Source organism: Azospirillum sp. B510, from assembly GCF_000010725.1.
In the GTDB taxonomy this organism is placed as follows: domain Bacteria; phylum Pseudomonadota; class Alphaproteobacteria; order Azospirillales; family Azospirillaceae; genus Azospirillum; species Azospirillum lipoferum_B.
On record NC_013854.1, the window covers coordinates 1,446,415 to 1,459,538 of the forward strand.

At 68.3% G+C, this 13,124-nt stretch carries 10 protein-coding genes and 1 riboswitch; of the genes, 3 read left to right on the forward strand and 7 right to left on the reverse strand.

All coding sequences use genetic code 11. The annotated features are described in order from the left end of the window. Nucleotides 1–63 precede the first annotated feature (63 nt). Nucleotides 64–483: an OsmC family protein gene (locus AZL_RS06670; RefSeq protein ID WP_012973878.1), complete on the reverse strand. Its 420-nt coding sequence runs from the start codon at nucleotides 481–483 to the stop codon at nucleotides 64–66. Between the two features lie 181 nt (nucleotides 484–664). Here AZL_RS06670 and AZL_RS06675 point away from each other — a divergent pair, with 181 nt between their 5' ends. Further along, nucleotides 665–1,639: a cation diffusion facilitator family transporter gene (locus AZL_RS06675; protein ID WP_012973879.1), complete on the forward strand. Its 975-nt coding sequence runs from the start codon at nucleotides 665–667 to the stop codon at nucleotides 1,637–1,639. A gap of 36 nt (nucleotides 1,640–1,675) precedes the next feature. Here AZL_RS06675 and AZL_RS06680 read toward each other — a convergent pair whose 3' ends face one another. Together AZL_RS06680 and metZ are read right to left on the reverse strand one after the other, a co-directional pair. After that, nucleotides 1,676–2,191, reverse strand: a complete 516-nt coding sequence (locus tag AZL_RS06680; RefSeq protein WP_012973880.1) for a phasin family protein — start codon at nucleotides 2,189–2,191, stop codon at nucleotides 1,676–1,678. 85 nt (nucleotides 2,192–2,276) lie between these two features. Then, nucleotides 2,277–3,485 carry an O-succinylhomoserine sulfhydrylase gene (gene metZ / locus AZL_RS06685; RefSeq protein WP_012973881.1) on the reverse strand — a complete coding sequence of 403 codons (1,209 nt, stop codon included), beginning with the start codon at nucleotides 3,483–3,485 and terminating at the stop codon, nucleotides 2,277–2,279. Nucleotides 3,486–3,564: 79 nt separating this feature from the next. Then, a riboswitch (SAM riboswitch) is annotated at nucleotides 3,565–3,644 on the reverse strand. Between the two features lie 93 nt (nucleotides 3,645–3,737). On the opposite strand from metZ, the gene AZL_RS06690 reads away from it, so the two are divergent. Next, nucleotides 3,738–4,694, forward strand: coding sequence for an AraC family transcriptional regulator (locus AZL_RS06690; protein ID WP_197540152.1), 957 nt, complete (start codon nucleotides 3,738–3,740; stop codon nucleotides 4,692–4,694). Between the two features lie 62 nt (nucleotides 4,695–4,756). Here AZL_RS06690 and murJ read toward each other — a convergent pair whose 3' ends face one another. Next, entirely contained in the window at nucleotides 4,757–6,331 is a 1,575-nt protein-coding gene (gene murJ, locus AZL_RS06695) for a murein biosynthesis integral membrane protein MurJ (RefSeq protein WP_012973883.1), read from the reverse strand. A gap of 231 nt (nucleotides 6,332–6,562) precedes the next feature. Here murJ and AZL_RS06700 point away from each other — a divergent pair, with 231 nt between their 5' ends. Beyond that, complete coding sequence (locus tag AZL_RS06700) at nucleotides 6,563–9,004, forward strand: ATP-binding protein (protein ID WP_247894302.1); 2,442 nt, start codon at nucleotides 6,563–6,565, stop codon at nucleotides 9,002–9,004. 26 nt (nucleotides 9,005–9,030) lie between these two features. Here the strand turns inward: AZL_RS06700 and AZL_RS06705 are convergent, their stop codons facing one another. The 3 genes from AZL_RS06705 to AZL_RS06715 form a co-directional block, all read right to left on the reverse strand. After that, complete coding sequence (locus tag AZL_RS06705; protein WP_247894303.1) at nucleotides 9,031–10,974, reverse strand: PAS domain-containing sensor histidine kinase; 1,944 nt, start codon at nucleotides 10,972–10,974, stop codon at nucleotides 9,031–9,033. Nucleotides 10,975–11,141: 167 nt separating this feature from the next. Next, on the reverse strand, nucleotides 11,142–12,029 hold the full coding sequence (locus tag AZL_RS06710) for a VOC family protein (protein ID WP_012973886.1): 888 nt from the start codon (nucleotides 12,027–12,029) through the stop codon (nucleotides 11,142–11,144). A gap of 135 nt (nucleotides 12,030–12,164) precedes the next feature. Continuing rightward, nucleotides 12,165–13,106, reverse strand: a complete 942-nt coding sequence (locus AZL_RS06715; protein WP_012973887.1) for an electron transfer flavoprotein subunit alpha/FixB family protein — start codon at nucleotides 13,104–13,106, stop codon at nucleotides 12,165–12,167. Nucleotides 13,107–13,124: the final 18 nt, after the last annotated feature.

Genomic DNA, 13,124 nt, shown 5'->3' on the forward strand with positions numbered 1-13,124 from the left:
GAATGTCCGATCCTTCGCGAGTCATGCGTATGAATGCAACTGAAAATCCGTCGGGCGCCGCCGTTACGGGGCCTCGACCACCTCGAAAGCATGGGTGATGGTCGCGGTCTGCCCCAGCATGATCGAGGCGGAGCAGTATTTCTCCGCCGACAGGGCGATGGCGCGTTCCACCTTGGCCGGGTCCAGCTTGCGGCCGGTGAGGGTGAAATGGACATGGATCTTGGTGAAAACCTTCGGATCGGTCTCCGCCCGTTCGGCCTCGATGGCGGCGACGCAGTCGGTGATCTGTTGGCGGCCCTTCTCCAGGATCATCACCACGTCGAAGCAGGTGCAGCCGCCCATGCCGATCAGCAGCATCTCCATCGGCCGGATGCCGGCGTTGCGGCCGCCGGCTTCCACGGCGCCGTCCATCACCACGGCATGGCCGCTGCCGGATTCGCCGACGAACATCTTGCCGTCCACCCAGGTGACGCGCGCCTTCATGACCATTTCCTTCGTTCACGGTTGATGCGAGTGATGGCGCGAAGCTAGGCGCCGGAACGGATCGACGCAAGGGGCGCGCGATCGGGGCCGTGACGCCGCCGCTTCCGAACTTGCCCGAAGACGCCGGCGCCCCCACACTCCGCCATGTTGCGACGCACGGTCCGAGGAGGAGGCTTCCACCATGCCCCATGGCCATTCCCACGGCGGTTCCGCCAATGCCCGCTCCTCGGACGATCATGCCGGCCATGGCGGGCACGACCATGGCGGCCATCACCATCATGGGCCGGCGCGCTACGACCGCTCCTTCGCATTGGGGGCGCTGCTGAACATCGGCTTCGTCGGGGTGGAGGCGGCCTATGGGCTGGTCGCCAACTCCACCGCGCTGCTGGCCGATGCCGGGCACAATCTCAGCGACGTGATGGGGCTGCTGCTGGCCTGGGCGGCGGCGTGGGCGGGGCGGCGGATACCGCGGGGGCGTTATACCTACGGCTTCGGCAACGCCTCGATCCTGGCGTCGCTGCTGAACGCGATGATCCTGCTGATCGCCGTCGGCGCCATCCTGCTGGAAGCCTCCGGCCGTCTGGCCACCCCGGAGCCGGTGGGCGAGACGACGGTGATGGTGGTGGCGACGATCGGCATCGTCATCAATGCCTGGACCGCCTGGCTGTTCATGGCCGGACAAAAGACCGACATCAACCTGCGCGGCGCCTATCTGCACATGGCCGCCGATGCGGCGGTGTCGCTGGGCGTGGTGATGGCGGCGCTGGCGATCCGCCTTACCGGCTGGCTGTGGCTGGACCCGGCGACCAGCGTCGTCATCGCGCTGGTCATCGTCGCCGGAACCTGGGGCCTGCTGAAAGAGTCGGTGCGGCTGGCGATGAACGCGGTACCCGACGGCATCGACCGCGCGGCGGTCGAGCGCTATCTGGCCGGTCTTCCCGGCGTCGCCGCCGTGCACGACCTGCACATCTGGCCGATCAGCACGACGGAAGCGGCCCTGACCGCCCATCTGGTCCGTCCCGGAATGGACCAGGACGACGCCCTTCTGGCCGAGATATCGACCGCGCTGAAGGATCGCTTCGCCATCGGCCATGCCACCATCCAGATGGAGCACGACGGCAGTTGCTGCCGCCTCGCTCCGGCGGATGTGGTCTGATCGAGCCGGGCCCCATCGCCCGGCGGGGCCGAAGGCTCAGGCCTGTTCGCGGGCGAGGCGGCGGGCGTTGGCGCGCACCTTGCGGTAGGCGGGGTTCATGCCGGCGGCGGCAAGGGCGGCCGTCGCCTCGATCAGCTTCAGGTTGGCATGGATTCCGGCATCGACCGCATCGGCCAGAAGGCGCTGCTGGACATCGATGATCTCGACCGGATTCTTGCAACTGGCAAGGCCGCCGATGGTGACCGCCGCCACCTGGGCCTGCTTGGTGATCATGGTCATCCAGGCCTGGCCGAACTCGCCGATTCCGGTGGCGACCGCATGGAAGGCTTCCACAGCCGCCTCCACCTTCTCCGCCCCCATGCGGATGAATTCCGGATTGGCGAAGTCGATGGGATTCGACAGCGCCGCCGTCATCATCGCCGTGCGATAGCCGATGGTCTGCGCCGCGGCGACACCCATTTCACCGCCGCGAAGGCTGGTCTTGGTAATTTGGCCCGCCACCGCGAGAAGCCTGTCGGCGGGATGACCGTTGCCGGCGTTCTGTCGTGTCATGGGCGTCGCCCCTCTTGAAAAAATCGTTGCCGGAACCTGACCGCAAGGTCAACGCTGCACTGCAACATAGGTTCCGTCACGATGTTTACGCCTCGGCGAGCGCGCGGTCGAGATCTTCGATGATGTCCTGGGGATCCTCCAGGCCGACCGACAGGCGCAGCAGGCCGGGCTCGATCCGGGCGGCGGCCTTCTCCTCGTCCGTCAGCTTGGAATGGGTGCTGGTGGCGGGGTGGGTGATCAGGCTCTTCGAATCGCCGAGATTGTTGGAGATCATCACCATGCGCAGGGCGTTCAGCGTGTTGAACGCCTCGGCCTTGCCGCCCTTCAGGAAGACCGACAGCATGTTGCCGCCGCCGGTCATCTGCTTGCGGACCAGATCATATTGCGGATGGCTGGGCAGCAGCGGATAGAGCACCTGGGCCACCTTCGGATGGCTTTCCAGGAACTCCGCGACCTGAAGCCCGGCGGCGGACTGGGCGTGGACACGCAGCTCCAGCGTCTCCATGCCCTTCAGCAGCAGCCAGGAATTGAAGGGGGAGATGGTCGGGCCGGTGTTGCGCAGGAAGGGATGGATCACCTCGGCCGCATACTTCTTGTCCTTGGCCAGGATGACGCCGCCCAGGCAGCGGCCCTGACCGTCGATGTGCTTGGTCGCGGAGTAGATGACGACGTCGGCGCCGAACTCGAACGGGCGTTGCAGAACCGGGGTGGCGAAGGCGTTGTCGGCGACGACGACCGCGCCGGCCTTGTGGGCCAGGGCGCAGACCGCTTCCAGATCGACGACCTCCAGGCCGGGGTTCGACGGGGTTTCCAGGAAGACCGCCTTGGTCGGCGTGGACAGCGCCTCTTCCCATTCCGCCAGATTGGTGCCGTCGACGAACACCGTCTCGATGCCGTAGCGGCTGCACAGATCCTTGAGGATCCAGTAACAGGAGATGAAGAGGGCGCGCGGTGCAACCACCCGGTCGCCGGTGCGCAGGCCGCTCATCAGCGCGCCATGCACCGCGGCCATGCCGCTGGCGGTGGCATAGGCCCATTCGGCGCCCTCATATTCGGCCAGCCGGTCCTCGAACATCGCCGAGGTCGGATTGCGGAAGCGCGAGTAGACATGGCGCGCGCCGTCGTTGGCGAAGGCGTGTTCCGCCTCCTCGGCCGAGCCATAGACGAAGCCGGAGGTCTGGTACAGCGCCTCGCAGGTCTCGTCGAACTGCGAGCGGCGGATGCCGCCATGGACCAGCTTGGACCGCGGGCGCAGTCCCGCGACATTCGGATTGCGATGATCGGTGCGCGACATTCCGCCACTCTCCCCTAATGATCGCCGGTGGGGCAAGGCCGGCCGCAAACAAAAACGCCCCGACCGATCGGGTCGAGGCGCGGACGCGGCTCGGACCTTTTTAGCGGGTTGTTTTACGTGGCCCGCAAGCCGGTCGACCAAATCACCACGTGGGGTCGCTTGTACGACTGCCTATGACCGTCGTCAAGGGGGTGGCCCGCCCCTTGTCCGCCAATATCCGCCAAATTCACCCGTGCCACGCGATCCGAACCCGTGTCCGGCGATCGGTCCGGCATTCAGCAAGATGTGCCAGGACGGCCCCGGCCTCACGGCCTATGGTTCCCTCCATCAACCGAGCGGACCGGATCGACGATGGGCAGGCAGGATTATGAAAAGAGGTTTTCCCGGCTGTTCGATTACATCGAACAAAATCTGGATGGCGATCTGTCGCTCGACAGGTTGAGCGATGTCGCCTGTCTTTCAAAATTCCATTTCCACCGTCTTTTCTCGGCTCATTTCGATATTAGTATCGGGAAATACATCCAGCTCGCGCGGTTGAAGCGGGCATCGTTCCGGCTGGCCTTCTGTCCGGCCGACAAGATCATCGACATCGCGCTCGATGCCGGGTTCGAAACGCCGGAATCCTTCTCCCGCGCTTTCAAGAAGGCGTTCGGCCAGACCCCCTCCGACTTCCGGAAAGGCCCGGAATGGCGGCGTTGGCACGGCCGCTATGGTCACATCAAGCAGAAGAGGATCAGAACCATGGATGTCTCAATCGTCGACTTCACCCCCGTCGGCGTGGCGGCCTACAGCCATCGCGGACCGATCGAGGGCGTGAATGACTCGGCCCGCATCTTCATCGACTGGCGCAAGACGAGCGGCCTGTCACCGCGCGAGCGGTGCCGGACCTTCGGCATCGCCTTCGACAATCCGGAAACCACCGAGCCGGATGACTTCCGTTTCGATATCTGCGGGGAGGTCGATGGCGAGGTTCCCGAAAACCCCCAGGGCGTGGTGAGGAAGCTCATCCCCGGCGGACGCTGCGCGGTCGTCAGGCACCACGGGTCGCATGACCGGATCGGTGAGACCGTGAAGTTTCTCTATCGCCACTGGCTGCCGCAAAGCGGGGAACAGCTTCGCGATTTCCCGGTCTATTTCCACTATCACAACTTCATCGGCGAGACCCCGGAACATGATTTGCTGACCGACGTCTACCTGCCCTTGAAGTAAATATCCCGGCTTCCTCCGACCGAAGGCTTGGAAAGCGGCGCCGCTTTCCCATCGCCGCCGGATCAGCCGGCCCGTTTCTCCGCCGGCATGGCGGTTTTCGACAGCATCCGTCTGACATCCCCGACGCTGGCCCCGCCCAGCACCAGCGCCAGCGTTCCGAACGCCATGGCACCGCCCGACACCAGCATTCCAAGCGCGGCGAAGCGCAACGCCGTCGAGGGGGCGGCGAGCCAGGGCGCTAGCAACCATTCCCCCGCCATCAGCATGCCCCCCATGCCGACCGCGGCCACCGCGATCCGGGGCGCGTGGTGTTTCAGCCGGTCGTCGAGGTCGAACAGGCCGCGCTTGCGCATCGCGGCGACCAGCAGTCCGACATCGAGCCAGGCGGTCAGGCCGGTGGCGAGCGCGATGCCGACATGCCCCAGCCAGGGCATCAGCGCCAGCGCCAGCAGGGCGGTCGCGACCGTCACGATGACGGCGACGCGGACCGGCGTCACCGTGTCGTGCCGGGCGAAGAAGGCGGCGTTCAGCGACTTCACGATCACATAGGCCGGAATGCCGATGGCGTAGGCGGCCAGCGCCAGCGCGGTGGCGTGCGCCTCCTCCGGACCGAAGGCGCCGCGCTGGAACAGGACGGCGACGATCGGACCGCCCGCCACGCCGAGCGCGACCGCGGCCGGCAGGCCGAGCAGCAGGCTGAATTCCAGGGCGCGGCTCAGGTAATGGCGGACCATCCCCTCGTCGCCGGCGGCGACATGCCGGGCGAGCACCGGCAGCAGGGCGGTGCCGATGGCGATGCCGATGATGCCCAGCGGCATCTGGTTCAGCCTGTCGGCGTAATAGAGGAAGGACACCGCCCCCGACGGCAGCAGCGACGCCAGCACGATGTTCAGGAACAGGGTGATCTGCATCACCCCGGCGCCGACGGCGCCGGGGCCGATCAGCCGGAACAGGCGTCGCATCCCCTCCGTCATCCGCGGCTGCCGCAGCCGCAGCGTCACCCCCGCCTTGCCGCAGGCCCAGGCCATCCAGCCGACCTGGACGGCGCCCGACAGCGTCACCGCCGCCGCCATGGCGTTGCCGGGTTCCAGCCCCAGCCGCGGGGCGACCAGCAGGGCGGCGATCAGCGTCAGGTTGAAGGCGATCGGGGCCGCGGCGAAGGGGCCGAAGCGGTCCAGCGCGTTCAGCACCCCGCCCAGCAGCGCCACCAGCGAGATCAGCGCCAGATAGGGGAAGGTCAGCCGCGCCATATCCACCGCCAGCGCGAATTTCGCCGGCTCGTCGACGAAGCCGGGGGCGAGGCCATGCATCAGCCAGGGCATGGCGATGATGGCGGCCAGGGTGAAGGGCAGCAGCATCGCCAGCAGCATGGCCAGCGCCTCTTCGGCGAAGCGGACGGCGGCACCGCGTCCACGGGTCTGCAATTCGGCGGCGAAGAGGGGAACGAAGGCGACGCCGAAGGCCCCCTCCGCGAACAGCCGGCGGAACAGGTTGGGCAGCTTCAGCGCGACGAAGAAGGCATCGGCGGCCGGGCCGGCGCCCAGCACCGCGGCCGTCAGAATGTCGCGGGCGAAGCCGGCCAGCCGGCTCAGCAGGGTCAGGCCGCCGACGGTGGCGATGGCGCGTGCGAAGTTCATCGCGGCGGTATAGCCGGCCATGGCGCAACGGCAAAGCCGGCTTTTCGGCGCGGTCTCCGAACGGGAAGGACGCAAGGGTGGAGCGACCATGCGCCGATGCGACCGCCGGTAACAAGATTGCGTTGGCTTCAACGTTGCTGCATGCTTGCGCCCTACCGACGATCCACTGCGTTCGGGGTATTCGTGAAGCGGGCGCTCTGGCTTTTTTCCGGTTCCGGCGGGCGCCTGGTCTTGCCCGCTCTGGCGGTCGCCTTGGCGATTGCCGCCCTGTGGTGGATTCTGCTCGACCGCCTGCATCGGGAAGAACGTCTGCTCGATCTCGGCAGCCATGACAAGACGGCCGTTCTCGCCCGCCTGGTGGAGGAGCATGCGGTTTCCACCTTCCGCCGGGTCGACGACCTGCTGCTCGACCTGATCGCCCAAACCGAACGCCACAACTTCATGCGCCTGGAATCCCGCCGCGCCTTCGAAGAAGGGCTTGTGGTCGGCGTCCGCCTCTACGATGCCTCGGGGGCTTTGACCATGGGAGGCGGACGGGACACCTTCCAGGGCGGCATCACCGACCGCGACGAATTCCGTATCGCCCGCGACGCCGCGCCGCGCGGCCTGGTGGTCGGTATCCCCTATGCCTCGTCCGAAACGCGGGATCCGCTGATCCCGGTGTCGCGCCGCCTGGAGAATGCCGACGGCACCTTCGCCGGCATCGCCGTCGCCGACATCCCGGTCGTGTCCTTCGTCCGCTATTACCGCGTGCTCGGCCTGCCGCCTGACGGCGCGGTGTCGCTGCTGCGCTCCGATGGGATCATCATCGCCCGCAGCGCCGGGACCAGGCCACCGTCCGTGCCGGGACCGGTCAGCGCGGACTTGTGGCAGGCGATCAAGCAGCATTCCGTCGGCCATTTGCGCATGCCCAGTCCCATCGACGGGGTGGAGCGGATCATCGCCTTCCGGTCGGCGCCCGATTATCCGCTGATCGCCACCGTCGGCGAGCCGGTGGAAACGGTGTTCGGCCCCTGGCGCGACAGCGCCCGCCTTTACATCGGTTGGGCGGTCGCCACCACGGTGGTCATCCTGCTGTTCGTCACCGCCTTCATCGTCGAACTGCAATGGCGCCGCCACACCGATCGGGCTCTGCGCGTGCGCAACCGGGCGCTGGCCTGGAGCAACGACGGCATCATGATCGCCGACGCCACCCAGCCCGGCATGCCCATCGTCTACGTCAATCCGGCATTGGAGCGGCTGTTGGGCTCGCCCGCCTCCGCGCTGATGGGCAGCGGCGCCCTGACCGCGCTGGAACGGGCGACGAACGACCGGGCGGCGTTGCAGCCTTTGCGAGAGGCCATCCTCGTCGGGCGCGATGCGCGGGTCGAACTGACCCGTCCCGGCCAGGCGGATGGGACAGGCGCGTGGGAGGCTCGCTGTCTGGAGCTGAGCGCGTCGCCGGTGCGCGACCATGACAGCCGGCTGGTCAGCCTGATCGCCACCGTCCGCGACATCTCCGATCACAAGCGCGCCCAGGCGGCGCTGGCCGACGCCCGGCGGGAGGCCGACCGGGCCAACGTCGCCAAGTCGAAATTCCTGGCCGCCGCCAGCCATGACCTGCGCCAGCCGGTGCAGTCGCTGATGCTGTTGATGGAGGTGTTGTCCAGCCGGGTCAGCGACGGGATGACCCGCTCGGTGCTCGGCACCATGGAGCGGGCGCTCGGCGCCCTGAAGATGCTGCTGGATGGGTTGCTCGACGTCTCCCGCCTGGAGGCCGGGGCGGTGGAGCCGCAGGTGGAGGTTTTCCCGCTGTCCGAGGTGTTGGACCGTGTGGCCGCCAACAGCCGTCCCGTCGCCGTTCAGAAGGGGCTGATCCTGCATATCGTGCCTTGCGGCGCCCATGTGCGCAGCGATCCGATGCTGTTGGGCCGCATCATCCAGAATCTCGTCGAGAATGCCCTGCGCTATACGGACAGGGGGCGCGTCCTGGTTGGCTGCCGACGCCGGGGCGCAAGGCTGCGGATCGAGGTGTGGGATACCGGGATCGGCATCCCCGCCGATCAGCAGGAGGATATCTTCCAGGAGTTCGTGCAGGTCGGCAACGCCAGCCGCAACCGCGATCAGGGGCTTGGGCTCGGCCTCGCGGTGGTTCGGCGGCTGTCGGTGATGCTGGATCACGAGGTGACGGTACGCTCCAGTCCCGGCAAGGGATCGGTGTTCGCGCTGGAGCTTCCGCTCGCCAACCCGCCGGCGGCGAAGCCGGCGCCGGCGCCCTTCGCGGCCCGTCCGGCCTGCGCCGCCATCACCGTGCTGGTGATCGAGGATGACGAGGTCGTGCGCGAGGGTTTGCGCGCCATGTTGGCGGAGTGGGGATACGGGGTGCTGTCGGCTGCCTCCTGCGCGGAGGCGCTCGACCTCGCCAATGGCGGCCCGGCTCCCGACCTGATCGTCGCCGACTACCGCCTGCGCGACGGCCGCACCGGGACGGAGGCGATCCGCGAGGTCCGTTTGGCGCTGGGGCGCTCCCTGCCCGGCATCCTGGTCACCGGCGACACCGCTCCCGCCCGCGCGCAGGAGGCGGAGGCCGGCAATTTCCGGGTGATGCATAAGCCGGTGATCGCCGCCGACCTGCGGCGCGCGGTCGCCGAGACGCTGGACCCGCTTCTGCGCGAGGCTCGGACGGTCGCTTGATCGGGGAGGCGGCGAGGCGGCGGCGATCAGCCGAGATCGGGCGCCCGCCGCGGCACCCGCAGGATGAAGACGGCGCCCTGGCCGGGGTGGCTGCGTACGCTCAACTGGCCGCCCAGCGTCTGGGTGGCGAGATTGTAGGCGATGTGCAGCCCCAGCCCGACGCAGCCGGCATGGCGCGCCGTGGTGAAGAACGGGTCGAACAGCCGTGGCAGGTCGGACTCCAGGATGCCCTGGCCGTCATCGCTGTGCACCACCTCGATCCAGTCGTCGCCGTCGGCGTGGATCTCGATGTCGATCCGGCCGCTCTGCTCGTGGCGGAAGGCATGGGTCAGCGAATTGCGCACCAGATGGGTCAGCACGCGGGCGAAGGCGCCGGGGAAGCTTTCCAGTTGCAGGGCCTCCGGACAGGCCAGCTCGACCCGGTGTCCGGAGGAACCGATCTGGGTGTGCAGGCTCAGCAGCACATCCTCGGTGTATTCGCGCAGATAGAAGGTGCGGCGCTCGTCGCCGGTCTGGTCGGCCGCCACCTGCTTGAACATGTGGACGAGCGAGGCGACCCGTTCGGTGTTGCCGACCAGAAGCTGCCCGGCCTCCTGCGCCACCTCCAGGAAGCTGGCCAAAGCCGAGCGGGTCAGGGCGTTGGCGGAGAACTGGCGCTTCACATCCTCCGCCCGGCTGAGCAGGTGGGAGGCGGTGGTCAGCGCCACGCCGACCGGTCCGTTCACCTCATGCGCCACCCCGGCGACGAGTTGGCCGAGCGAGGCCATCTTCTCGGTCTGGACCAGGCTGTCCTGGGCGGCCTGCAATTCGCGATAGGCCTGCTCGACCCGGTCCTTGGCGGCGCGCAGCGCATCCGCGGCGCGTGCCCGCTCGGTGGTGTCCAGCATGACGCCGAACAGGTGGGTCAGCCGCCCGTCCAGATCGAAGCGCGGCGCGCAGGAGGAGGAGACGTAGCGGGTCTCCCCCGCCGGGTCGATCACGCGGTATTCGACATAGACGCGGCGGGAATTGCCGATCACGCTTTCCAGCATGTTGCCGAACGACAGGCGGTCGTCGGGGTGCAGGATGCCCAGCAGATTGTCGAAGGTCGGTTCGAAGCGCTGCGGGTCCCGGCCGTAGATGTCGAAGGCCTCGCGGTTCCAGACCAGCTTGCCGCTGTGGATGCCATATTCCCAATAGCCGAGATGGCCGGTGCGGTAGGCCTCCTCCAGCCGCTGCTTGGCGGCCTCCAGCTGGGCTGCGGCCTCCGCCCGCTCGGTGCTGTCCATCATGACGCCGAACAGGTGGGTCAGTCGGCCTTCGCCATCCAGCCGGGGCGCGCAGGAGGAGGAGACGTAGCGCAGCCGCCCCTCCGCGTCATGGACGCGGTATTCGACATAGACGCGCTTGGGATTGTCGACCACGCTTTCCAGCAGGTTGCCGAAGCGGGGCCGGTCGTCCGGATGCAGGATGTCCAGCAGATCGTCGAAACCGCCGGTGAAGCGGTCGCGGCCATGCCCCAGCACGGCCAGTCCGGCGTCGCTCAGCATCAGTTGCCCGGACTGGATGCCGTATTCCCAATAGCCGAGCTTGGCGGTGTGATAGGCCTCCTCCAGCTTCTCCGTCGCCAATTCCAGCCCGCGGGCGGTGCGGCGCTGGTCGGTCAGATCCGCCACCGTCGCGATCCAGGGCGGCCCGCCGATGCTGATCAGCAGGTCGCACGGCTCGCCCGACGCGGACGGCGCCGTGATCTCCCGCTCCGTTCCGGGGGGCTCATCGGCGAGGTCGGTCGGAAAGACGTCGGCCCGGCCATAGCGGTCGAGAAGGCGGCGGTTGCCGTAGAGCCGCCCGTCAGCCCCCCGCATCAGGGCGGGGACCGGCAGGGCGTCGAACAGGGCGGTCTGTGGCGCGGAAGCGGATGCCGCCGAAGTGGCGCCGGCGGTCAGTTCCGGAGCCCCCACCGCGTCGATCATCTCACCCGCTGCCGTCATCTGCGTCTCCACGGCCGCCCCATTCGCAAGGCGCGCAACCCACAGCGGACACTACACAAGCAATCCCGTGCGTCCTATGCCCAATTCGGCGCGAATCGTCGCGAATTTACGGCAAACGTCTGCATGCCCCAAACCCCATGCCCCGCGCCTGACGAACTGCCGGAGCGTCATGGAATCAGGCTGTCGAGGTCGAAGTCCTGGGCGAAGGCGATCATGGCGCCGCAGGCGCTCGCCGAGCCGACCCGCATCACGCCTTCGCCGACCACGGTCGGGAACTTGCTTTTCTGCAGGGCCTGCTGGGTCTTGACCGGATCGGCGACCCGCAGGACGAAGCCGGCGAAGAAGGGCGGGGCGGTGGTGAAGGCCGGATCGGCGGTCCAGGCCCAACGCAGCATGTCCGGCGTGGCGACCAGCACCGGCACCCGTCCCCCCCCGGCATGGTCCGGCTCCACCACGCGGGCGGCGCCACGGTCGGTCACGGTGCCGCCGAGCAGGCGGGCATAGGTCGCGGCGACCGCGTCGGGCTCGCTGGCGGCGATGACCAGCGCCTCCAGCCCGGTGGCGCCATTGGCATGCTCCATCTGGTCCGGACGCCAGACCAGATCGGGCGTGTGGTGCTGGCACAGGAAGACGCGGCCGGCCGGAGTGGTCGCCGGGTCGATCTGGGCGATGGTGAAGCTGGCGTCGCGCCGTCCCTCCGGCAGTTCCACCGGCCGGCCGAAATCGACGGGCTCCGCCACCGGGAAGCCGGCGGCGGCGAGCGGTGCCGTGGCGGCGCGGGCGTCCGGCGTCTTGAGCGCGATGGCGGCGATGCCCTCGCGCTGGCGCAGGAAGGCGGCGTAATGGGCGTTGACCGGCCGCTGCTCCTCGACGCCCAGCAGCTCCAGATAGGTGCCGGTCGGGAAAAGGACGGTGTGGTTGGCCGATTTCAGCTGGGTGTGGTGGCCACGGGGCGTCACGGCGAAGCCGAGCCGGCTGTAGCCATCGCGCGCCGCGTCAAGGTTGCGGGTCGCGATGACCAGATGGTCCAGTCCGGTGATGCCGTCGATGCTCATTGGCGTCCTGCCGCAGTCGGGTTGTCGTGTCGCCAGCGATAGAACAGCCGGCACCGCGCGGCAAGGGTGAAGCGGCCGGGCCCCCGTCGGCGATGGCGGTCGGCGATGGCGGTCGGCGATGGCCCGGCCTTGCGCTCAAAGCGCCTGCTGGAGGTCCGGCACGGCCTTGAACAGGTCGGCGACGAGGCCGTAATCGGCGACCTGGAAGATCGGCGCCTCCTCGTCCTTGTTGATGGCGACGATGATTTTGCTATCCTTCATGCCGGCCAGATGCTGGATGGCGCCGGAGATGCCGACCGCGATGTAGAGGTCGGGCGCCACGATCTTGCCGGTCTGGCCGACCTGATAATCGTTCGGCACGAAGCCGGCATCGACGGCGGCGCGGCTGGCCCCCACCGCGGCGCCCAGCTTGTCGGCGATGCCCTCCAGCAGGTGGAAATTGTCGCCCGACTGCATGCCGCGCCCGCCGGAGATGACGATGCGGGCGGCGGTCAGCTCCGGCCGCTCCGACTTGGTCAGCTCGGCCGAGACGAAGCTGGACAAGGCCGGATCGGCGACGGCGGCGACGGTCTCGATGGGGGCGGCCTCGATGGGGGCGGCGGTGCCGGTGGTGGCGGCCTCGAAGGCGGTGGTGCGGACGGTGACGACCTTCACCGGGTCGGCGGATTGCACGGTGGCGATGGCGTTGCCGGCATAGATCGGCCGTTCGAAGATGTCGGCGGCGACCACGGCGGTGATGTCGGAGATCATCGCCACGTCGAGCAGCGCCGCGACGCGCGGCAGCACATTCTTGCCGGCCGAGGTGGCGGCGGCCAGCACATGGCTGTAGCCGGGGGCGAGCGAGACCAGCAATGCGGCGACCGGCTCGGCCAGGGCATGCTCATAGGCGGCATCGTCGGCGAGCAGCACCTTGGCGACGCCGGAGAGTGTGGCGGCCTGTGCGGCGGCGGGGGCGGCGGCGCGGCCGGCGACCAGGACATGGATATCGCCGCCGAGCCTGGTCGCGGCGGTCACCGCATGGGCGGTGGCGGGTTTGAGGCCGGCGTTGTCGTGGTCGGCGAGGATCAGGATGGGCATGGGGGGTTCCTCTTGCGG

What these genes read in the sequence shown, in the direction of transcription:
- AZL_RS06670 (WP_012973878.1), bottom strand. Translation starts at nt 483, where the DNA reads ATGAAGGCGCGCGTCACCTGGGTGGACGGCAAGATGTTCGTCGGCGAA.
- AZL_RS06675 (WP_012973879.1), top strand. Translation starts at nt 665, where the DNA reads ATGCCCCATGGCCATTCCCACGGCGGTTCCGCCAATGCCCGCTCCTCG.
- AZL_RS06680 (WP_012973880.1), bottom strand. Translation starts at nt 2,191, where the DNA reads ATGACACGACAGAACGCCGGCAACGGTCATCCCGCCGACAGGCTTCTC.
- metZ (WP_012973881.1), bottom strand. Translation starts at nt 3,485, where the DNA reads ATGTCGCGCACCGATCATCGCAATCCGAATGTCGCGGGACTGCGCCCG.
- murJ (WP_012973883.1), bottom strand. Translation starts at nt 6,331, where the DNA reads ATGAACTTCGCACGCGCCATCGCCACCGTCGGCGGCCTGACCCTGCTG.
- AZL_RS06705 (WP_247894303.1), bottom strand. Translation starts at nt 10,974, where the DNA reads ATGACGGCAGCGGGTGAGATGATCGACGCGGTGGGGGCTCCGGAACTG.
- AZL_RS06710 (WP_012973886.1), bottom strand. Translation starts at nt 12,029, where the DNA reads ATGAGCATCGACGGCATCACCGGACTGGACCATCTGGTCATCGCGACC.
- AZL_RS06715 (WP_012973887.1), bottom strand. Translation starts at nt 13,106, where the DNA reads ATGCCCATCCTGATCCTCGCCGACCACGACAACGCCGGCCTCAAACCC.